The sequence below is a fragment of the Aquabacterium sp. T101 genome, assembly GCF_057219775.1.
Genome location: NZ_JBXVVZ010000001.1, coordinates 840,665 through 862,042, shown reverse-complemented (window position 1 = coordinate 862,042; position 21,378 = coordinate 840,665). Strand labels below are relative to the sequence as shown.

Sequence of the window (21,378 nt, the reverse complement as noted above, 5' to 3'; positions counted from 1 at the left end):
TGGGGGTGGCGGCCGTGGTCACGTCGGCGGCCCCCAGTGCTGCGCCACGGCGTCGATGCAGCGCGCCAGCACGTCGGGGCTGTCGCAGGGCAGCACCTGCCGGCCGGGCATCGAGCGCAGCCAGGTGAGCTGGCGCTTGGCGAGCTGGCGCGTGGCCGCGATGCCGCGCTCGCGCAACTGCGCCACGAGCGCGTCGCCGGCAAGCCCGGCGTCGAGCGCCTCCCAGGCCTGCCGGTAGCCTACCGCGCGCATCGCCGGCAGGTCGGCATGCAGCCCCGGCTTCGCGCGCAGCCGCCGCACCTCGTCGACGAAGCCGGCTTCGAGCATGGCGTCGAAGCGCTCGGCGATGCGCCGGTGCAGCCACGCGCGCGAGGCGGGCTCCAGGCTCAGCAAGGGCAGTGGCGCCGCCTGCGGCCGGGCCTGCGCATGAAAGCTCGACAGCGGCCGGCCGCTGGCCTGCCATACCTCCAGCGCGCGGCCGATGCGCTGCGCATCGTGCGGGGCGAGGCGGGCGGCGGTGGCCGGGTCCACCCGCGCCAGCTCCGCGTGCAGCGCCGGCCAGCCCTCGGCCTGCGCCCGGGCCTGAAGGCGCGCGCGCAGTTCGGGCGGCGTCGCGGGAATCTCGTCCAGGCCTTCGGCGAGCGCCTTGAAGTACAGCATCGTGCCGCCCACCAGCAGCGGCGCGCGGCCGCGGCCGGCGATGTCCGCGATGGCCTGCGTGGCGTCGGCGACGAAGGCCGCCGCCGAGTAGGGCTGTGCCGGTTCGCGCAGGTCGATCAGGTGGTGCGGCACCGCCGCGCGCGCCGCGGCGTCGGGCTTGGCGCTGCCGATGTCCATGCCGCGGTAGACCAGCGCCGAGTCCACGCTGACGACTTCCACCGGCCAGCGGCGCGCGATCTCCAGCGCCAGCGTGCTCTTGCCGCTGGCGGTGGGGCCGGCCAGCCCGAGCGCCGGCCACGCCCGCGGCCCGTTCACTGCAGCGGCTCCCCGGAGCGTTCGTCCGGCTGCGGTTCGCCGTGGCGCTGCACCAGGGTCCAGGCCACCAGCGCGGTGGCGGCGGCCGCCACCGCGAGGCCGACGCCGAGCGGGCGCAGCGTGCCGTCCATCGCGGCACCGAGCCAGGAGCCGGTGGCGAAGGCCACCAGCGCGAGCAGGCAGCCGGCAAGCGCCGAGGCCAGGCCGGCCATGCGCGGGAACGGCCCCACCGCGCCGGCCTGGCCGCAGGGCTGCAGCAGGCCATGGCCGAAAAGGTACAGGCCATGCGCCAGCAGCACCGCCGGCACCGGCGGCACCGCCACGAGCAGGGCGCAGGCGCCCAGGCCGAGCCCGCCGGCCAGCGTGAAGACCGCACCGCGCCGCACCGTGCCGGTCATGCCGTGGTGGCGCAGCCAGCGCCGGCACAGGAAGGTGCCGGCGATGTAGACGAGCGAGCCGCCCGCCATCGTCAGGCCGTAGGCGGCGGTGCCCAGGCCGAGCACCTGGGTGTAGGCGTAGGACGTGCCCGACAGCAGGATGAACAGCCCGGCGTAGGTGAACGCCACCAGCAGCGCCCAGGCCAGGAAGGTGGGATGGCCGAGCACGCGGCGCGCGTTGCGCGACAGCTCGCCCACGTGCAGCGCGCGCGGGTTGGGCGTGGCCAGCGTCTCGGGCAGGCGCCACGCGATCACGCCGAGCACGAGCGTGGTGATGGCGGCCACCGTGCCGAGCGCGGCGCGCCAGCCGAAGGCCGCCGCCACCAGGCCGCCGCCCAGCGGCGCGGCCACCGCCAGCACGCCCAGGCCCGACAGCGCCAGCGACATCACGCGTGCGCCCTCGTGCGGCTGGTACAGGTCGCGCACGATGGCCCGCGCGCACATCACCACCGCGGCCAGTGCCGCGCCCTGGGCGGCGCGCCACGCGACCAGCGCGCCGATGGTCGGCGCGAGCGCGGCCCCGACGCTGGCGGCCGACATCAGCGCCAGGCTCAGCAGCAGCACCGGCCGGCGTCCCCAGCGGTCGGACGCCGGGCCCCACACGAGCTGCATCGGGCCGAAGGCGAGGATCAGCGCCGACATCGTCAGCTGCGTGGCCGACAGCGGTGCGTCGAACTGCTGCGCGATCGCCGGCAGCGAGGGCAGGTACAGGTCGGTCAGCACCGGCTGCAGGCCGAGCAGCAAGGCGAGCAGCACGGCGGCCTGCGCGATGCCGGGCGCCGGGCGCTTCGCGGCGGGCGCGGTCAGGTCGGCCAGGGTCATCGCGGCAAGGGTACCAGCACGTTGCGCGCTGACACCGTGGGGGGATTCTTCGGCGTTAGGATCGACGCTCCCAACAGAGGAGACCCGACATGAGCTCTCGCATCCGTCGTCTGGTGGCCATCTCCGTGGCCGTGAGTCTGAACTACGCCGGCCTCGTGCACGCCGCACCGGCCGGCATCGCCCCGGCGGCCCAGCTGATCGGCGCCGAGCAGGTGGCCGACGCCGCGGCCGGCCGTGCCCTGCTGGAACGCACCCTGCAGCGTGCCGACGTGGCCGCGGCCCTGGAAGCGCGCGGCGTCAGCGTGCAGGCCGCCCGCGAGCGCGTGGCCTCGCTCACCGACGCCGAGGCCGCGCACGTGGCCGCGCAGATCGACGCCGCACCCGCCGGGGCCGGCGACGTGCTGGGCACCATCGTGTTCATCTTCGTGCTGCTGCTGCTGACCGACATCCTCGGTTTCACGAAGATCTTCCCGTTCACGCGCTCGATCCGGTAAGGCCCTGCCGATCGGCACCGTCGACCCGCGCCGCCGCGGCCTGCTCATCGGCGCGGCGGCCGCGCCGGCCCTGGGCGGCTGTGCCGTCTGGGGCCCTCCGGCGCAGACCGCCGCGCTGCTGGCGTCGCGCCCCGCGGGGCTGCCTGCGCGGCACGAGCTGGAGCGCGTGCCGTTCTTTCCGCAGACGCCCTACCACTGCGGCCCGGCGGCCCTGGCCACCGTGCTGGTCGACGCCGGGCTCGCGGTCACGCCGGACGCGCTGGCCGACCGGGTGTTCCTGCCCGGCCGCGAAGGCAGCCTGCAGGTCGAGATGCTGGCCGCGACGCGGCGCGCGGGTGCATTGCCGGTGCGCCTTCCCGGCGAACTCGGCGCGCTGCTGACCGAGGTGCACGCCGGCCTGCCGGTGGTGGTGCTGCTCAACCTCGGCCTGTCCTTCGTGCCGCGCTGGCACTACGCGGTGCTGGTGGGATACGACCTGCCGCAGCGCGAGGTGCTGCTGCGCAGCGGCACCACGCGCCGCGAAGCGATGACGCTGTCGACCTTCGAGCACACCTGGTCCCGCGCCGGCCACTGGGCCTTCGCGGCCGTGCTGCCGGGCCGCCTGCCCGTCACCGCGCGCGAGGCCGACGCCGCCGACGCGGCGGCAGGCTTCGAGCGCGCCCAGCCCGCGCCGGCCCTGCGCGAGCGTGCCCATGCGGGCGTGCTGGCGCGCTGGCCCGACAACCTCGTGGCCCTGACCGGCCTGGGCACCGCCCGTGCTTCCCAGGGCGACTGGCCCGGCGCCGCCCAGGCCTTCGAACGCGCCGCCCAGCGCCACGACAGCGCTGCCGCCTGGCACAACCTCGCCCTGGCCCAATGGCAACTCGGCCGCCGCAATGACGCCCGCGAGTCCGCCCGCCGCGCCCTGGCCCGCGCCGAGTCCGCCGACCCCCAATGGCGCGACGCCGCCAGGAAGCTGGTCGAGCAGTTGAAGTAGTCCATGCTCAATGCCGCGTCACGCGGCTCCTCCAACTCGCCGATCGGCGGGAAGAAGCAAGCCACATCGGCAGACTGCAAGGCGCCGCGAAGCCAGCGCCACCCCAGCAGGCGCTGCGCGTCCGGCTCCGCCGGCGCGCCAGCGCCGCCCCCCTGGGGGGGAGCCGCGAAGCGGCAACGGGGGGGGATCAGAACCTCTCTTCGGGCCGCAGGAACCGCCACTGCCCCAGCGGCAGCTTGCCCAGCACCACGCTGCCGATGCGCACGCGCTTGAGGCCCGTGACCTCCAGGCCGACCAGCTCGCACATGCGGCGGATCTGGCGCTTGCGGCCTTCGCGCAGCACGAAGCGCAGCTGGTCCTCGTTGGCCCAGCTCACCTTGGCCGGCTTGAGCGCGCGGCCGTCGAGTTCCAGGCCGTGCTGCAGGCGAGCGAGGTCCTCGGGCGCCAGCATCGGGCCCGGGCCGGGCCGCGCGCGACGCACGCGCACGAGGTACTCCTTCTCGACGCTGGAGTCCTCGCCGATCAGCCAGCGCGCGATGCGGCCGTCCTGCGTCAGCACCAGCAGGCCGGTGGAGTCGATGTCGAGCCGACCGGCCGGCGCCAGGCCGCGCAGCGTGGCCACGTTGACATGCAGACGGTCCTCGGGCCAGCGGTTCTCGCGCCGGATCAGCGCGACCGCGGGCTCGTAGCCGTCCTCGGCCTGGCCGCTGACGTAGCCCACCGGCTTGTGCAGCAGCACGGTCATGCGCTGCGCCTGCTCGCGCCGCGCGCGCGGGTCGATCTCGATGCGGGCGTCGGGGCCGACGCGCAGGCCCAGCACGGCCGGCTTGCCGTCCACCCGCACCCAGCCCGCGGCGATCCATTCGTCGGCCTCGCGCCGCGACGCCAGGCCGAGCGCGGCCATGCGCTTGGACAGGCGCTCGCCGCCGGGGCCGGCGTCGTCGCGGTCGTTCATCGCGCGGCGCTGCGCAGGCCGAACAGGTCGGCCACCGCGCGGCGGTAGTCGTCCTGGCCGACGGCATTGGTGTTGTGGTGCGTGCCGCCCTCGACGAGCACCCAGCGCTTGGGGCCGCGGGCGCGCTCGTAGAGCGCACGGCCCAGGTCGGGCTGGATCAGCCGGTCCTCGCTGCCGTGCACCACCAGCACCGGCGCGCGCACCTTGTCCACCCGCGACGCGGCGTCGAAGCGCTGCGTGATCAGGGGGCGCACCGGCAGCCAGCCCCACTTCATCGTCGACACCACGTCGGGGATGGAGGTGAAGCTGCCCTCGACCATCAGGCCGGCGGTGTCGTCCACCTCGCTGGCCAGGCGCACCGCGATGGCGCCGCCGAGCGAGTGGCCGAACAGGTAGCGCGGGCGGCCGGGGTGCTGCGCGGCGAGCCAGCGCCAGGCGGCCAGCGCGTCCTCGTGCGCCATGTCCTCCGACGGCAGCTCGGCCGTGCTCCTGCCGAAGCCGCGGTAGTCGATGCCCAGCACGGCGAAGCCCAGGTCGTGCATGCGGCGCATGCGGTGCGCCGAGGAGCGCACGTCCCAGCGCGCGCCGTGCAGGTACAGCAGCAGCGGCGCGTTGGCGCGCGGCTGGTCGAGCCACAGGCCGTGCAGCCGCACGCGCTGACCCGACGAGGGCGCGTCGAACTCGATCCACACGTCCTGCATGCCCTCGGCGGCCTGCGCGCCGCCCCACCAGCTGCGGTCGGTGGGCTGGAAGATCCACTTGCGCTGCTGCTCGTCGAGCGTGGCGCAGCCGCCCAGCAGGGCCAGCGTCGCCACCAGGACCGCGATCAGGCGTTTCATCGACGGCACCTCATCGGCTGCACCTCACCGGCCGCGCAGGAACAGGCTGTCCAGCTCGGCCAGCGTGACCTGGCGCCAGGTGGGACGGCCGTGGTTGCACTGGTCGCTGCGCTCGGTGGCTTCCATGTCGCGCAGCAATGCGTTCATCTCCTCCAGCGTCAGGCGCCGGTTCGCGCGCACCGCGGCATGGCAGGCCATGGTGGACAGCAGCTCGTCGCGCGTGCGCTCGACCACGCGGCTGGCGTCGTGCTGGGCCAGGTCGGCCAGCACCGACCGCGCCAGCGCCACCGGGTCGGCGTCGGCCAGGGCCATCGGGCGCGAGCGTACGGCCAGCGTGTGCGCCGACAGCGGCGCCACGTCCAGGCCCAGCGCGGCCAGCGTGGCCGCGTGCTCCTGGGCGGCGGCGTGCTCGGTCGGCGTGGCGGCGAACGTGGCCGGGATCAGCAGCGCCTGCGCTTCCAGGCTGGCGGCGCCGAGCTGGCGCTTCAGGCGCTCGTAGACGATGCGCTCGTGCGCGGCGTGCATGTCGACGATGACCAGTCCCTGCGGGTTCTCGGCCAGGATGTACACGCCGCCGAGCTGCGCCAGCGCACGGCCGAGCGGCCAGTCGCCCGCCACCGCGGCCGACGCTGCGGCCACCGCGGCGACGCCGAAGGGCGGTGCGGACGCTTCCTGCACGACGCGGCCGGCGCCGGGGCCGACGCCCGCGGCGTCCCAGGCCGCCCACGATGGCGCGCCGCCGCTGCGCGGCGCCAGGCCGAGCGAGCCCTGCGTCGCCAGCGGGGCCGGCGCGGCGGCCGACCCGAAGGTCGCGAAGCCGCGGGGCGCCGGCGTCGACGCCGCCGTGCCCATCGAGGCCGTGCCGGTCGCCGCCGCCGTGTCCAGGGCCGCCGCGGCGGTCGCTGCCGCCAGGGCCGCCGACGCGGCGCGCGGCGCGGCCAGCGCGGCCTCGACCGCGCGCCGCACCGCCTCGTGCACCTCGCGCGCGTCGCGGAAGCGCACCTCGATCTTGGTCGGGTGCACGTTGACGTCCACCCGCTCGGGGTCGATGTCGACGAACAGCACGTAGGCCGGCTGGCGTGCGCCGTGCAGCACGTCGTCGAAGGCGCTGCGCACGCCGTGGGCGATGCCGCGGTCGCGCACGTAGCGGCCATTGACGTACACGTACTGCCAGTCGGCGCGGGCGCGCGCCGCATCGGGCGTGCCGACGCGGCCGGCCAGCGCCAGCGGCCCGGCGCCGCCGGCCAGCGGCAGGCTGGCGGCGAAGAACTCGGCTCCCAGCACGTCGGCCACGCGGGCCTGCACATCGGCGGCGGCGCGCCACTGCGCCACCAGCCGGCCCTCGTGCCAGACCGCGAAGCCCACGTCGGGCCGCGCCAGCGCGTGGCGGCGCACCGCTTCCACGCAGTGCGCCAGCTCGGTGGCGTCGCTCTTGAGGAACTTGCGCCGCACCGGGGTGGCGAAGAACAGCTCGCGAACGTCGACGGTGGTGCCGGTGGAGCGTGCCACGGGGCCGGTCTCGCCGCTGCGGGCGTCCAGCCGCGTGGCCTGCGGCGCCCGCGCGGTGCGGCTGGCGATCGACAGCTCGGCCACCGACGCGATGGCGGCCAGCGCCTCGCCGCGGAAGCCCATCGTGGCCACGTGCTCCAGGTCGTCGAGCGAGGCGATCTTGCTGGTGGCGTGGCGCCGCAGCGCCAGCGCCAGCTCGTCGCGCTCGATGCCGGCGCCGTCGTCCTCGACCACGATCGAGCGCACGCCGCCGCCGGCCAGGCGCACCGTGATCTGGGAGGCGCCGGCGTCCAGCGCGTTGTCGACCAGCTCGCGCACCACCGAGGCCGGCCGCTCCACCACCTCGCCGGCGGCGATCTGGCTCACCAGCTCGTCGGGCAGCTCGCGGATCGGCCGGCGCGGCGGCGCCGCGCGCAGTGCGGCGGCGTCGGAAGCGGGCAGGGCGGCGTTCACGCCGCGGATTGTGGCAGCGCGTCCGCGCCGAGCGCGGCGCGGGCCCTTGCGCCCCGGGACCGCGTCGAGGCGCCCGGGGTCAGGGTGGCGTGGGCGTCAGAGCGCGGGGGCCTCGGCCAGCAGCCCGGTGCGAAGGAAGTAGTCCACGACCTTGGCGGCGGCCCGCTGGCGGTGGGCGATGCAGGCCGGGTGGGCCAGCGCCGCCTGACGGATCTCGTAGCCGTCGGCCAGGCCCGCGTCGCGGTAGACGGTGGGGTTGTAGTAGTCGGCCCAGGACGACTTCAGGTAGCCGGCCAGCCACTGGCGGAAGCCGGCCAGCGTCTCGGGCGACCACTGCGGGCTGTAGCGGTCGAACAGCTCGGCGGCGTAGACGCGGCCGAAGGCGAGGTGGCGCGCCTCGTCGATGTGGTGCACCTTGTTGATCTCGCGCACCAGCGGGTCGCAGCGCTCGTCCTTCTCGATCACGACGTTGTAGTAGTCGCCCAGCTCCTCCACCACCATGGCCAGGCAGAAGAACACCACCTCCTCCTCGCCCTTGGCAAATTCGCGCGGCAGGGCGATCTTCTTCTCCGGGTACACCTTGCCGATGTAGCGGTGGCAGAACTCGCCGAACATCACCATGTGCTTGTTCTCCTCGTCGAGGAAGTGGTGCAGGTACTCGGTGATGTGCTTGTCGTTGCTGGACTGGTAGAGCCGGTGGGCCAGGCCCTGCACCAGCAGCCGCTCGCCCTGCAGCACCAGGCTGAACAGGTTGCAGATCTCGTGCAGGCTCAGGCGCTTGCGCTGTGCCTCGTCCATCGCGTCCCAGACCGGGGTGCCGTGGATCGAGATCAGCTCGGGCGGCATGCACCAGGCGCCTTCCTGGAGCTTGTCCGGCCACTCGAAGGCGTTGTAGACGTCGTAGAACTTCTTGCACGATGCGCGCGACAGGCGCGTGGCCAGTTGCGAGGCGGTTTCCATGCGGGGCTCCCTATCGATGTGTCGGGGCATCGTAGGAAGCCCCCCCGGGCCGGCCTTGCTCCGGATCAAGGGGGCGCGGCGGCCGGCCCGGCGGCGTGACCCTTTCCACCCGAACGAGGGGAGGGTCACCGCGCCACGGGCAGGGGTTTGATCTGGTTCAAGGTTCGGCCCCGCCCAGGGGGCTGCAATGGGCCATGCAGATCCCCACCGACGCCCACGCCGACCGGCCGCTGGCCTTCAGCCTGTACTACTTCGCCAGCGACGAGGGCGGCCCGCGGGCCGACGCCCAGCGCCGGCTGCTGTTCGAGAGCGCGCGCTTCGCCGACCGGCACGGCTTTTCCGCCGTGTGGGCGCCGGAACGCCACTTCCACGCCTTCGGCGGCCTGTCGCCCAATCCGTCGGTGATGGCCGGGGCGCTGGCGGCGCTGACGAAGAACGTGCGCATCCGCTCGGGCAGCGTGGTCGTGCCCCTGCACCATCCGGTGCGCGTGGTGGAGGAGTGGTCGGTGGTGGACTTCCTGTCCGGCGGCCGGGTCGACCTCGGCCTGGCCTCGGGCTGGTTCCCGAATGACTTCGTGCTGGCGCCACCGGGCGCCTACGAGCAGCGCGGCGACCTGGTGTTCGAGCGCGCCGCCGAGCTGCGCCGGCTGTGGGCCGGCGAGCCCTTCGAGGGCACCAACCCGCTGGGCGACAAGGTCAGCCTGCGCACGATGCCGCGGCCGGTGCAGCGCGAGCTGCCGGTGTGGATCACCGCCGCGGGCAACCCGCAGACCTTCCGCCGCGCCGGGGCCCAGGGCCTGAACATCCTGACCCACCTGCTGGGGCAGTCGCTGGAGGCGCTGGCCGACAAGATCGCGGCCTACCGCCAGGCCTGGGCCGAGGCCGGCCACCCCGGCCGCGGCACCGTCAGCCTGATGCTGCACACCTTCGTCGGCGAGGACGACGCCGCCGTGCGCCGCACCGTCAAGGCGCCGATGCTGCACTACCTGGGCAGCTCGGCCAACCTCGTGGGCGGCTACACGGCGTCGGTGCCGTTTTTCCAGCAGCGCTGCCCGGTGTCGTCGGGCGAGCTGACGAAGGACGACGTGGCCGACGCGCTGGAGTTCTCGTTCGAGCGCTACTACGCCACCAGCTCGCTGATGGGCACCTTCGACCACTGCCTCGAGGTGACCGACCGGCTCAAGGCCATCGAGGTCGACGAGGTGGCCTGCCTGATCGACTTCGGGGTCGACGCCGACGCCGTGCTGGAGGCGCTGCCGCTGCTCGACGAACTGCGCGAAGTGGCCAACACGCCCGAGCTTCAGCCCGTGGCCTGAACGGTCTTCCCCGGGGCCGGGCCGGCGGCCCGCGCGCGGCCGCGATAATCCGCGCCCATGCCCGACGCGCTGCTGTTCCTGATCGACTTCATCCTGCACGTCGACGTGCATCTGCAGCAGTTCGTGCAGACCTATGGCGTGTGGGTCTACGCGCTGCTGTTCCTGATCGTCTTCACCGAGACGGGCGTCGTCGTGATGCCCTTCCTGCCGGGCGACTCGCTGCTGTTCATCGTCGGCGCGATGTGCGGTGCGGGGCTGATGAACCTGCCGCTGTCGATGGTGCTGCTGGTGACCGCGGCGATCCTGGGCGACCAGGTCAACTACACCATCGGCCGCTACTTCGGCCCCAAGGTGTTCCAGTGGGAGCAGAGCCGCTTCTTCAACCGGCGGGCCTTCGACCAGGCGCACGCCTTCTACGAGAAGTACGGCGGCATCACCATCATCCTGGCGCGCTTCATGCCGTTCATCCGCACCTTCGCCCCCTTCGTGGCCGGCGTGGCGGAGATGGACCGGGTCAAGTTCACCCTCTACAACGTGGTGGGCGCGCTGATCTGGGTGATCAGCCTGACCCTGGCGGGCTACCTGTTCGGCAACCTGCCCTGGGTGCAGGACAACCTCAGCAAGATCATCTGGGCGCTGATCCTGGTGCCCGGGCTGCTGGCCCTGTACGGGGCCTGGAGGGCCCGCTCCACCCCGCCGGCAGTACGCAAGGACGCGTAAGCCTCGTGTGTGCCGCGCTGCCCTAGAATCGTCCGGCTTACCTGCGATCACGGTCCGGAAAAACACCATGGCAGACAACACCGCGACAAAGAAACCGCGTCCCGTCCATCGCAACATCCACGTCAGCCAGATCGTCAGCTACCGCCTGCCGCCCGCCGGCATGGTGTCGATCGGCCACCGCATCAGCGGCGTGTTGATGTTCCTGCTGCTGCCCTTCGTGGTGTGGCTGTTCGACGTGACCCTCACCTCCGAGGTGAGCTACGAACGCTTCAGCGCCGTCTACATGGCGGGCGCCGGCTTCCTGCCGGCCTGGTTCGTGAAACTGGTCACGCTGGGCCTGATCTGGGCCTACCTGCACCACTTCATCGCCGGCCTGCGCCACCTGTGGATGGACGCCACCCACTCGGTGAGCAAGGAGTTCGGCCACAAGTCGGCACTGGTCACCCTGGGTGCCAGCGGTCTGCTGACCCTGGTGCTGGGCTTCAAGCTGTTCTTCTGAGGCGCCGATGCAAGACTCCAACAAGACTTTCGGTTCCAAGCGCCTGGTCGTCGGCGCCCACTACGGGCTGCGCGACTGGCTGATCCAGCGCGTCACGGGCGCGCTGATGGCCGTGTTCACGCTGCTGCTGCTGGTGCAGGTGGTGTTCGGCGCCAAGCTCGGCTACGAGGGCTGGTCGCAGATCTTTTCGTCGCAGTGGATGAAGGTGCTCACCTTCGTGACCATCGTGTCGCTGGCCTGGCACGCCTGGGTCGGCATGCGCGACGTCTGGATGGATTACGTCAAGCCGGTGGGCGTCCGCCTGGTGCTGCAGGTGGCGACGATCGCCTGGCTGGTGGGCTGCTGCGGCTGGGCGGTGCAAGTGCTCTGGAGACTCTGATGGTGGCGCTGGCCAAACGCAAGTTCGATGTGGTGATCGTCGGGGCCGGCGGCTCCGGCATGCAGGCGTCGCTGCGCCTGTCCCAGGCCGGCCTGAACGTGGCCTGCCTGTCCAAGGTGTTCCCGACCCGGTCGCACACGGTGGCCGCGCAGGGCGGCATCGGTGCCAGCCTGGGCAACATGTCCGAGGACAACTGGCACTACCACTTCTTCGACACCGTCAAGGGCTCCGACTGGCTCGGCGACCAGGACGCGATCGAGTTCATGTGCCGCGAGGCGCCCAAGGTGGTGTACGAGCTCGAGCACATGGGCATGCCGTTCGACCGCAATCCGGACGGCACCATCTACCAGCGCCCCTTCGGCGGCCACACCGCCAACTACGGCGAGAAGCCGGTGCAGCGCGCCTGCGCCGCGGCCGACCGCACCGGCCACGCGATGCTGCACACGCTGTACCAGCAGAACGTGAAGGCCCGCACCACCTTCTTCGTCGAGTGGATGGCGCTGGACCTGATCCGCGACGCCGACGGCGACGTGCTCGGCGTCACGGCGCTCGAGATGGAGACCGGCGAGGTCCACATCCTCGAGGCCAAGGTCACGCTGTTCGCCACCGGCGGGGCCGGGCGCATCTACGCTGCATCCACCAACGCCTTCATCAACACCGGCGACGGCCTGGGCATGGCCGCGCGCGCCGGCTTGCCGCTCGAGGACATGGAGTTCTGGCAGTTCCACCCCACCGGCGTGGCCGGCGCGGGCGTGCTGCTCACCGAGGGTTGCCGCGGCGAGGGCGCTATCCTGCGCAACAGCGACGGCGAGCGCTTCATGGAGCGCTACGCGCCGACCCTGAAGGACCTGGCGCCGCGCGACTTCGTCTCGCGCTGCATGGACCAGGAGATCAAGGAAGGGCGCGGCTGCGGCCCGAACAAGGACTACGTGGTCCTCGACATGACCCACCTGGGCAGCGAGACGATCATGAAGCGCCTGCCCAGCGTCTACGAGATCGGCCACAACTTCGCCAACGTCGACATCACCAAGGAACCGATCCCGGTGGTGCCCACGATCCACTACCAGATGGGCGGCATCCCGACCAACATCCACGGCCAGGTGGTGGCGCCCAAGGGCGGCAACCCGAACAGCATCGTCAACGGCTTCTACGCCGTGGGCGAATGCGCCTGCGTCAGCGTGCACGGCGCCAACCGCCTGGGCACCAACTCGCTGCTCGACCTGCTGGTGTTCGGCCGTGCCGCGGGGCTGCACATCGTCGACGCGGTCAAGTCGTCGCCCAAGGCGCACAAGCCGCTGCCCAAGGACGCCGCCGACCGCTCGCTGGCGCGCCTGTCGCGGCTGGACAACTCGGTGTCGGGCGAGTACGCGCAGGACGTCGCCAACGACATCCGCAAGTCGATGCAGCAGCATGCCGGCGTGTTCCGCACCCAGGCCAGCCTGAACGAGGGCGTGGTCAAGATCGCCGAGATCGCCGAGCGCGTGAAGGCGATCCAGCTCAAGGACAAGAGCCAGGTGTTCAACACCGCGCGCATCGAGGCGCTCGAGGTGGAGAACCTGATCGAGTGCGCGAGCGCCACCATCGTGTCGGCCGCCGCCCGCCGCGAGAGCCGCGGCGCGCACACCGTCAACGACTACGCCGACTCGCCGCAGTATCCCAACGGCCGCAACGACGCCGAGTGGATGAAGCACACGCTGTGGTACAGCGAGGGCAACCGGCTCGACTACAAGCCGGTGAACCTCAAGCCGCTGACCGCCGAGTCGATCCCGCCCAAGGTCCGCTCGTTCTGACGCACGCCATGACCAAGAGAACCTTCCAGATCTACCGGTTCGACCCCGACACCGACGCCAAGCCGCGCATGCAGACCCTCGAGGTCGAGCTCGACGGCTCCGAGCGCATGCTGCTCGACGCGCTGATGAAGCTCAAGGCGATCGATCCGTCGCTGTCCTTCCGCCGCAGCTGCCGCGAGGGCGTGTGCGGCTCGGACGCGATGAACATCAACGGCAAGAACGGCCTGGCCTGCCTGACCAACATGCGCACGCTGCCGGGCACCGTGGTGCTCAAGCCGCTGCCCGGGCTGCCGGTCATCCGCGACCTGATCGTGGACATGACCCAGTTCTTCAAGCAGTACAACTCGATCAAGCCCTATCTCGTCAACGACGACACGCCGCCCGAGAAGGAGCGCCTGCAGTCGCCGGAGGAGCGCGACGAGCTCAACGGCCTGTACGAGTGCATCCTGTGCGCGTCGTGCTCCACGTCGTGCCCGAGCTTCTGGTGGAACCCGGACAAGTTCGTCGGCCCGGCCGGCCTGCTGCAGGCCTACCGCTTCATCGCCGACAGCCGCGACCAGGCCACCGGCGAGCGCCTGGACAACCTCGAAGACCCGTATCGCCTGTTCCGCTGCCACACGATCATGAACTGCGTGGACGTCTGCCCGAAGGGCCTGAACCCCACCAAGGCGATCGGCAAGATCAAGGAACTGATGGTGCGCCGCGCCGTTTGACCGCCATGCTCGAGCCGGCCGTCCTGAACAAGCTCAAGTGGCGCTGCCGGCGCGGGCTGCTGGAAAACGACCTGTTCATAGAGCGCTTCTTCAGGCGCCATGAGGAGACGCTCACGAACGGCGACGCGGAAGGGCTCAACCTTCTGATGGCGCTGGCCGACAACGACCTGCTGGACCTGCTGCTTGCACGTCGCGAACCCGAGGGCGATCTCGACCGCCCGCAGGTTCGCCAGGTGCTGGCGATGCTCAGGGCGGCTCCGACATCCTCCGAAAGGCATTGACCATGATGACCCCCTCCGACGTGAAGGCCACCCTGTCGTTTTCCGACGGTTCGCCGGCCATGGACCTGCCGATCTACAAGGGTTCGATCGGGCCCGACGTGATCGACATCCGCAAGCTCTACGGCCAGACCGGCAAGTTCACCTACGACCCGGGCTTCCTGTCGACCGCGAGCTGCAACTCCACGATCACCTACATCGACGGCGACAAGGGCGAGCTGCTGTACCGCGGCTACCCGATCGAGCAGCTCGCCACCCAGTGCGACTTCCTCGACACCTGCTACCTGCTGCTCTACGGCGAGCTGCCGAACGTGCAGCAGCAGGGCGACTTCAAGAAGCTCGTGACCAACCACACGATGGTCAACGAGCAGATGCAGTTCTTCCTGCGGGGCTTCCGCCGCGACGCGCACCCGATGGCGGTGATGACCGGCCTGGTGGGCGCGCTGTCGGCCTTCTATCACGACAGCACCGACATCAACAACCCGACGCACCGCGACATCGCGGCGATCCGCCTGATCGCCAAGATGCCCACGCTGGTGGCGATGGCCTACAAGTACGGCATCGGCCAGCCCTACATCTACCCGAAGAACTCGCTGTCCTACAGCGGGAACTTCATGCGCATGATGTTCGCCACGCCGTGCGAGGACTACGAGCCCAACGACGTGCTGGTGCGCGCGATCGACCGCATCTTCATCCTGCACGCCGACCACGAGCAGAACGCCTCCACCTCCACCGTGCGCCTGTGCGGCAGCTCGGGCACCAACCCGTTTGCGGCCATCGCCGCCGGCGTGGCCTGCCTGTGGGGCCCGGCCCACGGCGGCGCCAACGAGGCCGCGCTGACCATGCTGGAGGACATCCAGCGCAACGGCGGCGTCGACAAGATCGGCGAGTTCATCAAGCAGGTGAAGGACAAGAACTCCGGCACCAAGCTGATGGGCTTCGGCCATCGCGTCTACAAGAACTACGACCCGCGCGCCAAGCTGATGCGCGAGACCTGCCACGAAGTGCTGGGCGCGCTCGGCCTGGGCAACGACCCGCTGTTCAAGCTGGCGATGACGCTGGAGAAGATCGCGCTCGAGGACGAGTACTTCGTCGCGCGCAAGCTCTACCCGAACGTCGACTTCTATTCCGGCATCGTGCAGCGCGCGCTCGGCATCCCGGTGAGCCTGTTCACCGCGATCTTCGCGCTGGCCCGCACGGTGGGCTGGATCGCCCAGCTCAACGAGATGATCGGCGACCCCGAGTACAAGATCGGCCGTCCGCGCCAGCTGTTCGTGGGCTCCACGCGCCGCGACGTCAAGCCGATCGAGCAGCGCTGAGCCGCGCGGCCGGCCCGGCGGGCCGGCCTGCCGCGCTACATCCGTCCCGATGACCAAGCTCGCCGCGCGGCACGCCCAGTGGGTGATGCCGCTTTTCCTCAGCCTGTTCATGACCTGCGTCGTGTCGGGCATCAGCACGCTGCGGGTGCTGGGCTGGGGCCCGACCTTCCTGGGCGTCTGGTTCGCCTCCTGGATGTGGTCCTGGCTGGTCGCCTTTCCCGCCGTGCTGGTGGTGCTGCCGCTGGTCAGGCGCCTGACCGCCGCGCTCGTCGACGTCCGCCCTCCGGCTTGATCCGGCGTAAGCTCGCTGCCAGCGCCCGGGTGTGCAATCCGTGGCAGGCGCCGCCATGGGGCGGCAGGCATTCACCGACGAGGAGCAGACGATGAGCAAGCGCGATGTGGTGGTTCTGGGGGCCGCACGGTCGGCGATCGGCACGTTCAACGGCGCCCTGGCCGACATGGAGCCGGCCGAGCTGGCGGGCACCGTGATGAAGGCCGCGGTCGAGCGCTCCGGCGTCGACCCGAAGGCGATCAACTACGTGACCGTGGGCAACGTGATCCCCACCGAAAGCCGCTTTGCCTACGTGGCGCGCGTGGCCAGCATCCAGGCCGGGCTGCCGATGGACAGCGTGGCCATGGCGGTGAACCGGCTGTGCTCGTCGGGCCTGCAGGGCATCGTCACCACGGCGCAGAACATCCTGCTCGGCGACTGCGAGTACGGCATCGGCGGCGGTGTCGAGGTGATGAGCCGCGGCGCCTACCTGTCGCCGCAGCTGCGCTCGGGCGCCCGCATGGGCGACGTGAAGATGATCGACGCCATGGTGGCCACGCTGACCGACCCGTTCGGCGTCGGCCACATGGGCATCACGGCCGAGAACCTGGTGGCCAAGTGGGGCATCACGCGCGAGCAGCAGGACGCGCTGGCGGTGGAATCGCACCGCCGTGCCGCCGCCGCCATCGCCGAGGGCCGCTTCCAGAGCCAGATCGTGCCCATCGTCAAGCAGACGAAGAAGGGCGAGGTCGTGTTCGACACCGACGAGCACGTCAAGCCCGGCACCACGATGGAGACGCTGGCCAAGATGAAGCCGGCGTTCAAGAAGGACGGCAGCGTCACCGCGGGCAACGCCTCGGGCATCAACGACGGCGCCGCGTTCTTCGTGCTGGCCGACGCCACCCGCGCCGCCGCCGACGGCCACAAGCCGCTGGCGCGCCTGGTGAGCTATGCGGTGGCCGGCGTGCCCAACGAGATCATGGGCGAGGGCCCGATCCCGGCGTCGAAGCTGGCGCTCAAGAAGGCCGGCCTGCGCCTGGACCAGATCGACGTGATCGAGAGCAACGAGGCCTTCGCGGCCCAGGCCATCGCCGTGGCGCGCGGCCTGGAGCTCGACATGGCCAAGACCAACCCGAACGGCGGCGCGATCGCGCTGGGCCACCCGATCGGCTGCTCCGGCGCCTTCCTGGCCACCAAGGCGGTGTACGAGCTGCACCGCAGCGGCGGCCGCTACGCGCTGGTCACGATGTGCATCGGCGGCGGGCAGGGCATCGCCGCGGTGTTCGAGCGCCTCTGACGAGGCGGGGGCGGGGCCCCGAAGGGCCCCGCCAGTCGGCGCTCAGGTGCCGATGATGCCGCCGTCGTCCTTGCGGATGACGACCACGCCCGAGCGCGGGCGGCCCGGCGGCAGCGCAGTCACGCCGTCCGACGCCACGCTCCACTGCGCCTGGGGCCAGCTGGAGAACTGCGTCGGGTTGGCCGCGGTCGAGTCCTCGCCCGGGTGCTGGATGCCGACGAACATCGTGCGGCCGTCCGGCGTGAGCACCACGCCGGTCACCTCGCAGTTGGGCGGCGAGGTCATGAAGCGGCGGGTGGCCCCGGTGTTCGCGTCCACGCACACCATGCTGTTGGCACCGATGTTGACCCAGTCGCCCTGGGCGTCGCCCTGCTGGTCGGTCTGCACCCACAGCCGGCCATAGCGGTCGAACCAGATGCCGTCGGGCGCGCCGTAGTCGGCGCTGCCGTCCGGCGTGTCGACGATGCTGCCGCGGAAGTCGTTGCCGGGCACCGCGGCCCGGGTGGTGCGCGTGTCGCCGTTCTGGATGAACAGGTCCCAGGTGAACGACGTGGCGCGCACCGAGCGGCCGTTCTCGCGCCAGCGGATCACGCCGCCGTACACGTTGTTGGGGCGCGGGTTGGCCGCGTCCACCGCGGGCCGGGCGCTGCCGGCCGCGGTGGAGCCGTCGGCCAGGTTGGCCGACACCGGCGTGCCGCCGCGACGGTTGTTGTTGGTCAGCGTGCAGTAGGCCTCGATCTCCTTGAAGCCGCCCACGCGCGGACGCACGCCGGTCCATTCCGGCCGGTCCATCATCGTCGCGCCGACGGCGTCGCCGGCCATGCGCGTCTTGATCAGGATCTTTGCCAGCACCTCGGCGTCGTTGGCGCCTGCGAAGTTCGGGTTGTCGCGCAGCGCCACGCCGTCCGTGCCCAGCGTGCCCGGCAGCAGCGGGATCCAGGTGCCGGTGAGGTCCGCGTTGAAGCGCGCGACGTACAGCGTGCCCTGGTCGAGCAGGTCGAAGTTGGCGCTGCGCTTGTGCGGATTGAACCTGCCGGCGCAGACGAACTTGTAGATGTACTCGTTGCGCTCGTCGTCGCCCTGGTAGAAGGCGACGTGGTTGTCGTCGTCCACCGCCGACCAGGCGCCCTCGTGCTTGAAGCGGCCCATCGCGGTGCGCTTGACCGGCACGCTGTGGGGGTCGTAGGGGTCCACTTCCACGACCCAGCCGAACAGGTTGGGCTCGTTCGGGTTGGCCGCCAGGTCGAAGCGCGGGTCCGTGGTGTGCCAGCGATAGCCGAAGCCCGTGGCCGACAGCCCGTAGCGGCGATTGAGCTTGCCTGATTCGGTGGCGACGGAGGTGTCGACCGTGCCGGTGGTGCTGCCGAAGTAGCCGTTCCAGTTCTCCTCGCCGGACAGGTAGGTGCCCCAGGGCGTCACGCCGTGGCCGCAGTTGTTCAGGGTGCCCAGCGCGGTGCGGCCGTCGGTCTTCTTGCCGGTGGCGAAGCTGCCGGTGTCGGTCACGTCGTAGGCGTTGACCTGCAGCAGCGGGTGGCCTGCGGCCGGACCCGACAGCCGCATCGGCGTGTTGGCGGTGATGCGGCGCGCATGGCGCGACTGGCGGTTCACCGTCCAGCGGCCCTTCTGGCGAACGGCTTCCAGCACCGCGATGCCGTGCGCCGCCTGCGACTTGCGGGTCTTGGCGATCGTGTAGCCGCTGGCACCGACCTGGCCGTCGGGGTAGAGGATCTCCTCGTGCGTGTACTCGTGGTTGGTCACGAGCAGGCCGCGGCGGCTCGACAGCGCCTGCCAGGGGTCGCGCTGCCAGCGCTTGCCGTCGCGCACATCGTCGTCCTCGTCATGTCCCTTGGCGAACGGGAAGAAGTGCATGCCGTCGTTGTGGGCGCCGAACTGGCGCGCCTGATCGGCGGCCGTCTCGGAGGCGGTGCCGTTGAAGGGCAGGGCGCCCTTCATGATCGGGTCGCCCCAGGCCACGAACAGTTCGGCGGTGTAGCCGGCGGGCACGGTGACGCGGTCGGCCACCGGCGCCAGGCTCGCCGGCACCGGCGCGAAGCCGATGCCGGGCAGGCCGGCGCCCTGGGAGGGCGTCACGGCCTCGACGGTGCCGGACAGCCCGGCCAGCGTCAGGCCGCCGGCGGCGCTGAGCGTGGCGGCGCCGAGGCTGCTTTGCAGGAAGCGGCGTCGGCCGGGCTCGACGCGGTCGATGACGTCGCGGATCGACTCGTGGGTCGACGGGTTGACGGCAAGGTCGTTGGCGGGATGGGATGAACCCTTCATCTGGAACTCCTGGTGGCGGGCCGTGGTTGGCGAACACGCGGCCCCGAGCCGGGCCGCATCGCGACCGACTATTGAGGAGTTCGATGACAGGGCCGTGAAGTACGGCCCGGGATCGTCAGGTCAGCGCGGCGAGCGCGCGCTCGAACGTGGCGACCGTGCGGTCGGGGTTGCCGAGCTTGTCCAGACCGAACAGGCCGACGCGGAAGGTGCGGAAGTCCGCGCCCTCGTCGCAGGCCAGCGGCACGCCCGCGGCCGTCTGCAGGCCCTGGGCGGCGAACGCCTTGGTGTTGTGCCAGTCGGCATGGTCGGTGTAGCTCACCACCACGCAGGGCGCCTGGAAGCCGGGCGCGGCCACGCTGGTCACGCCCTTGGACTCGAGCAGCCGGCGCACGCGCTGGCCGATCTCGGTCTGCACCTGCTTGGCGCGGGCGAAGCCGAAGGCGCGCGTCTCCAGCATGGCGTCGCGCAGCTTGGCCAGGCCGTCGGTGGGCAGCGTGGCGTGATAGGCCACCGTGCCCGCCTCGTGCGCTTCCATGATCGACAGCCACTTGCGCAGGTCGAGCGAGAAGCTGCTGCTGGTGGTGCTTTCGATGCGCTCGCGCGCGCGCTCGGACAGCATCACCAGGCCGGCGCAGGGCGTGCTGCTCCAGCCCTTCTGGGGCGCGCTGATCAGCACGTCCACGCCGGTGGCGGCCATGTCGACCCACATCGCGCCCGAGGCCACGCAGTCCAGCACGAACAGGCCGCCGTGCGCATGCACCGCGTCGGTCACGGCCTTGAGGTAGTCGTCGGGCAGGATCATGCCGGCCGAGGTTTCCACGTGCGGCGCGAACACCACGTCCGGGCGCGACGCGCGGATCGCGGCCACCACCTCGTCCACCGGGGCGGGGGCGAAAGGCGCCTTCGGGCCGTCGCCGGTGCGGCGCGCCTTCAGCACCTCGATGCCGGCGGCCACGCCGGACATCTCGAAGATCTGGGTCCAGCGGTAGCTGAACCAGCCGTTGCGCACGATCAGCGCGCGTTTGCCGCCGCCGAACTGGCGCGCCACGGCTTCCATGCCGTAGCTGCCGCTGCCGGGCACCACGATCGCGGAGCGCGCGCCATACACCTCCTTCAGCACGGCGGAGATGTCCTGCATCACGCCGTGGAAGCGGCGCGCCATGTGGTTGAGCGCGCGGTCGGTATAGACGACCGAGTATTCGAGCAGGCCGTCGGGGTCAACGTCGGGGAGCAGGCCGGGCATGGCGGTCCTTTGAGTTCATGGGGTCGCCGCGGACGGCATGGCAGGCAGCTTACCGCCTTGCGCGCCGGCTTGCCGGCCGCGGCGCCCCCGGGTCGTGCGGGTCAGGCAGTGGCCTCCAGCCCGTTCGCGAAATGTTCCCGCATCAGCCGCGTGGCCTGCTCGGGGTTGCGCGACTCGATGGCGGCCATCAGCGCGCGATGCTCGGCCAGCGACTCGGCCAGCCGCCCCTGCTTGAACAGCGAGTGGTGGCGGTTGAGCTTCATCACCTTGCGCAGGTCGGCCACGATGTGGGCGAGCCAGCGGTTGCCCGCCGCGTCGAGCAGCGCCATGTGGAACTGCTCGTTGACCGCGAAGAAGGCGTCGCGCTGGCGCACGCTGCGCTCCAGGCGCTCGTGCAGGGCCCGCAGCGCGGCGATCTGGTCGGCGTGCGCCTGCGCGGCCACCTGGCCTGCGGCGTCGGCTTCCAGCAGCCCCAGCAGGTGGTAGACCTGGGCCACGTCGTCGCGGCTCATCTCGGCCACGTAGGCGCCGCGGCGCGGCTTCATCGTCACCAGGCCCTCGGCGGCCAGCACCTTCAGCGCCTCGCGCAGCGGGGTGCGGCTGATGCCGTAGTCGGTGGCCAGGCGCAGCTCGTCGATCCATGCGCCGGGCTCGAGCTGGCGCGCGAAGATCTGCGCGCGCAGCCGGTCGGCCACGTCCTCGTAGAGGGCGCGGCGCGCGAGCGAAGGCGCGGCGGCTGGGGCGGCGGCGGTGTCAGGCACGTGTTGGATTTGAATTCATAATTATGGATAATGCAAGCACCGCGGCCCCGTCCGGCCGCCAGCCCGGACCGCGCCCCCGTGGTGCTGGCCGACCG

Annotated in this window: 21 protein-coding genes; 12 read left to right on the top strand and 9 right to left on the bottom strand. The window is 71.6% G+C overall.

The window, feature by feature from the left end; translation table 11 throughout:
• Window positions 1-18 precede the first annotated feature (18 nt).
• The gene (gene miaA, locus AC2EAQ_RS03965; RefSeq protein WP_484640464.1) at window positions 19-975 is read right to left on the bottom strand and encodes a tRNA (adenosine(37)-N6)-dimethylallyltransferase MiaA; all 957 of its coding nucleotides are present in this window, start codon (window positions 973-975) and stop codon (window positions 19-21) included.
• Window positions 972-2,234 carry a Bcr/CflA family efflux MFS transporter gene (locus AC2EAQ_RS03960; protein WP_484640463.1) on the bottom strand — a complete coding sequence of 421 codons (1,263 nt, stop codon included), beginning with the start codon at window positions 2,232-2,234 and terminating at the stop codon, window positions 972-974. The genes miaA and AC2EAQ_RS03960 overlap by 4 nt, the downstream gene beginning before the upstream one ends.
• 89 nt (window positions 2,235-2,323) lie before the next feature.
• Here AC2EAQ_RS03960 and AC2EAQ_RS03955 point away from each other — a divergent pair, with 89 nt between their 5' ends.
• Both AC2EAQ_RS03955 and AC2EAQ_RS03950 read left to right on the top strand, forming a co-directional pair.
• On the top strand, window positions 2,324-2,728 hold the full coding sequence (locus AC2EAQ_RS03955; RefSeq protein WP_484640462.1) for a PA2779 family protein: 405 nt from the start codon (window positions 2,324-2,326) through the stop codon (window positions 2,726-2,728).
• A 166-nt stretch (window positions 2,729-2,894) separates the two neighbouring features.
• Complete coding sequence (locus AC2EAQ_RS03950; RefSeq protein WP_484640461.1) at window positions 2,895-3,704, top strand: PA2778 family cysteine peptidase; 810 nt, start codon at window positions 2,895-2,897, stop codon at window positions 3,702-3,704.
• A gap of 187 nt (window positions 3,705-3,891) precedes the next feature.
• On the opposite strand, the gene AC2EAQ_RS03945 is transcribed toward AC2EAQ_RS03950, so the two are convergent.
• The 4 genes from AC2EAQ_RS03945 to AC2EAQ_RS03930 form a co-directional block, all read right to left on the bottom strand.
• Complete coding sequence (locus tag AC2EAQ_RS03945) at window positions 3,892-4,659, bottom strand: pseudouridine synthase (RefSeq protein ID WP_484640459.1); 768 nt, start codon at window positions 4,657-4,659, stop codon at window positions 3,892-3,894.
• The gene (locus AC2EAQ_RS03940) at window positions 4,656-5,498 is read right to left on the bottom strand and encodes an alpha/beta hydrolase (RefSeq protein ID WP_484640458.1); all 843 of its coding nucleotides are present in this window, start codon (window positions 5,496-5,498) and stop codon (window positions 4,656-4,658) included. Before AC2EAQ_RS03940 ends, AC2EAQ_RS03945 begins: the two co-directional genes overlap by 4 nt.
• A gap of 24 nt (window positions 5,499-5,522) precedes the next feature.
• Window positions 5,523-7,460, bottom strand: coding sequence for a DNA mismatch repair endonuclease MutL (gene mutL, locus AC2EAQ_RS03935; protein WP_484640457.1), 1,938 nt, complete (start codon window positions 7,458-7,460; stop codon window positions 5,523-5,525).
• A 96-nt stretch (window positions 7,461-7,556) separates the two neighbouring features.
• Complete coding sequence (locus AC2EAQ_RS03930) at window positions 7,557-8,420, bottom strand: diiron oxygenase (protein ID WP_484640456.1); 864 nt, start codon at window positions 8,418-8,420, stop codon at window positions 7,557-7,559.
• A gap of 194 nt (window positions 8,421-8,614) precedes the next feature.
• Between AC2EAQ_RS03930 and AC2EAQ_RS03925 the strand changes: the two genes are divergently transcribed.
• The 10 genes from AC2EAQ_RS03925 to AC2EAQ_RS03880 all read left to right on the top strand — a co-directional run bounded on the left by AC2EAQ_RS03925 (window position 8,615) and on the right by AC2EAQ_RS03880 (window position 17,002).
• On the top strand, window positions 8,615-9,736 hold the full coding sequence (locus AC2EAQ_RS03925; protein WP_484640455.1) for an LLM class flavin-dependent oxidoreductase: 1,122 nt from the start codon (window positions 8,615-8,617) through the stop codon (window positions 9,734-9,736).
• A gap of 57 nt (window positions 9,737-9,793) precedes the next feature.
• Window positions 9,794-10,456, top strand: coding sequence for a DedA family protein (locus AC2EAQ_RS03920; protein WP_484640453.1), 663 nt, complete (start codon window positions 9,794-9,796; stop codon window positions 10,454-10,456).
• A 67-nt stretch (window positions 10,457-10,523) separates the two neighbouring features.
• Window positions 10,524-10,955, top strand: coding sequence for a succinate dehydrogenase, cytochrome b556 subunit (gene sdhC, locus AC2EAQ_RS03915; RefSeq protein WP_484640452.1), 432 nt, complete (start codon window positions 10,524-10,526; stop codon window positions 10,953-10,955).
• A gap of 7 nt (window positions 10,956-10,962) precedes the next feature.
• Window positions 10,963-11,334: a succinate dehydrogenase, hydrophobic membrane anchor protein gene (gene sdhD, locus AC2EAQ_RS03910; RefSeq protein ID WP_484640451.1), complete on the top strand. Its 372-nt coding sequence runs from the start codon at window positions 10,963-10,965 to the stop codon at window positions 11,332-11,334.
• Entirely contained in the window at window positions 11,334-13,124 is a 1,791-nt protein-coding gene (gene sdhA / locus AC2EAQ_RS03905; protein WP_484640449.1) for a succinate dehydrogenase flavoprotein subunit, read from the top strand. The genes sdhD and sdhA overlap by 1 nt, the downstream gene beginning before the upstream one ends.
• Before the next feature lie 8 nt (window positions 13,125-13,132).
• Window positions 13,133-13,837, top strand: coding sequence for a succinate dehydrogenase iron-sulfur subunit (locus tag AC2EAQ_RS03900; protein ID WP_484640446.1), 705 nt, complete (start codon window positions 13,133-13,135; stop codon window positions 13,835-13,837).
• A 5-nt stretch (window positions 13,838-13,842) separates the two neighbouring features.
• Window positions 13,843-14,118 carry an FAD assembly factor SdhE gene (locus AC2EAQ_RS03895; protein ID WP_484640445.1) on the top strand — a complete coding sequence of 92 codons (276 nt, stop codon included), beginning with the start codon at window positions 13,843-13,845 and terminating at the stop codon, window positions 14,116-14,118.
• Window positions 14,119-14,123: 5 nt separating this feature from the next.
• Window positions 14,124-15,434, top strand: a complete 1,311-nt coding sequence (locus AC2EAQ_RS03890) for a citrate synthase (RefSeq protein WP_484641148.1) — start codon at window positions 14,124-14,126, stop codon at window positions 15,432-15,434.
• Window positions 15,435-15,483: 49 nt separating this feature from the next.
• Window positions 15,484-15,726, top strand: a complete 243-nt coding sequence (locus AC2EAQ_RS03885) for a DUF2798 domain-containing protein (RefSeq protein WP_484640444.1) — start codon at window positions 15,484-15,486, stop codon at window positions 15,724-15,726.
• Window positions 15,727-15,817: 91 nt separating this feature from the next.
• The gene (locus AC2EAQ_RS03880) at window positions 15,818-17,002 is read left to right on the top strand and encodes an acetyl-CoA C-acyltransferase family protein (RefSeq protein ID WP_484640443.1); all 1,185 of its coding nucleotides are present in this window, start codon (window positions 15,818-15,820) and stop codon (window positions 17,000-17,002) included.
• 42 nt (window positions 17,003-17,044) lie between these two features.
• Here the strand turns inward: AC2EAQ_RS03880 and AC2EAQ_RS03875 are convergent, their stop codons facing one another.
• The 3 genes from AC2EAQ_RS03875 to AC2EAQ_RS03865 all read right to left on the bottom strand — a co-directional run bounded on the left by AC2EAQ_RS03875 (window position 17,045) and on the right by AC2EAQ_RS03865 (window position 21,283).
• Complete coding sequence (locus tag AC2EAQ_RS03875; protein WP_484640441.1) at window positions 17,045-19,279, bottom strand: PhoX family protein; 2,235 nt, start codon at window positions 19,277-19,279, stop codon at window positions 17,045-17,047.
• A gap of 115 nt (window positions 19,280-19,394) precedes the next feature.
• Window positions 19,395-20,522: an aminotransferase class V-fold PLP-dependent enzyme gene (locus AC2EAQ_RS03870; RefSeq protein ID WP_484640440.1), complete on the bottom strand. Its 1,128-nt coding sequence runs from the start codon at window positions 20,520-20,522 to the stop codon at window positions 19,395-19,397.
• 101 nt (window positions 20,523-20,623) lie between these two features.
• A complete protein-coding gene (locus AC2EAQ_RS03865; protein WP_484640439.1) occupies window positions 20,624-21,283 on the bottom strand; it encodes a GntR family transcriptional regulator in 660 nt (219 codons plus the stop codon).
• Window positions 21,284-21,378 lie beyond the last annotated feature (95 nt).

What these genes read in the sequence shown, in the direction of transcription:
- AC2EAQ_RS03955 (WP_484640462.1), top strand. Translation starts at nt 2,324, where the DNA reads ATGAGCTCTCGCATCCGTCGTCTGGTGGCCATCTCCGTGGCCGTGAGT.
- AC2EAQ_RS03900 (WP_484640446.1), top strand. Translation starts at nt 13,133, where the DNA reads ATGACCAAGAGAACCTTCCAGATCTACCGGTTCGACCCCGACACCGAC.
- AC2EAQ_RS03925 (WP_484640455.1), top strand. Translation starts at nt 8,615, where the DNA reads ATGCAGATCCCCACCGACGCCCACGCCGACCGGCCGCTGGCCTTCAGC.
- sdhD (WP_484640451.1), top strand. Translation starts at nt 10,963, where the DNA reads ATGCAAGACTCCAACAAGACTTTCGGTTCCAAGCGCCTGGTCGTCGGC.
- AC2EAQ_RS03960 (WP_484640463.1), bottom strand. Translation starts at nt 2,234, where the DNA reads ATGACCCTGGCCGACCTGACCGCGCCCGCCGCGAAGCGCCCGGCGCCC.
- AC2EAQ_RS03930 (WP_484640456.1), bottom strand. Translation starts at nt 8,420, where the DNA reads ATGGAAACCGCCTCGCAACTGGCCACGCGCCTGTCGCGCGCATCGTGC.
- sdhC (WP_484640452.1), top strand. Translation starts at nt 10,524, where the DNA reads ATGGCAGACAACACCGCGACAAAGAAACCGCGTCCCGTCCATCGCAAC.
- sdhA (WP_484640449.1), top strand. Translation starts at nt 11,334, where the DNA reads ATGGTGGCGCTGGCCAAACGCAAGTTCGATGTGGTGATCGTCGGGGCC.
- AC2EAQ_RS03940 (WP_484640458.1), bottom strand. Translation starts at nt 5,498, where the DNA reads ATGAAACGCCTGATCGCGGTCCTGGTGGCGACGCTGGCCCTGCTGGGC.
- AC2EAQ_RS03920 (WP_484640453.1), top strand. Translation starts at nt 9,794, where the DNA reads ATGCCCGACGCGCTGCTGTTCCTGATCGACTTCATCCTGCACGTCGAC.
- AC2EAQ_RS03870 (WP_484640440.1), bottom strand. Translation starts at nt 20,522, where the DNA reads ATGCCCGGCCTGCTCCCCGACGTTGACCCCGACGGCCTGCTCGAATAC.
- AC2EAQ_RS03890 (WP_484641148.1), top strand. Translation starts at nt 14,124, where the DNA reads ATGACCCCCTCCGACGTGAAGGCCACCCTGTCGTTTTCCGACGGTTCG.
- AC2EAQ_RS03875 (WP_484640441.1), bottom strand. Translation starts at nt 19,279, where the DNA reads ATGAAGGGTTCATCCCATCCCGCCAACGACCTTGCCGTCAACCCGTCG.
- AC2EAQ_RS03885 (WP_484640444.1), top strand. Translation starts at nt 15,484, where the DNA reads ATGACCAAGCTCGCCGCGCGGCACGCCCAGTGGGTGATGCCGCTTTTC.
- AC2EAQ_RS03895 (WP_484640445.1), top strand. Translation starts at nt 13,843, where the DNA reads ATGCTCGAGCCGGCCGTCCTGAACAAGCTCAAGTGGCGCTGCCGGCGC.
- AC2EAQ_RS03880 (WP_484640443.1), top strand. Translation starts at nt 15,818, where the DNA reads ATGAGCAAGCGCGATGTGGTGGTTCTGGGGGCCGCACGGTCGGCGATC.
- AC2EAQ_RS03945 (WP_484640459.1), bottom strand. Translation starts at nt 4,659, where the DNA reads ATGAACGACCGCGACGACGCCGGCCCCGGCGGCGAGCGCCTGTCCAAG.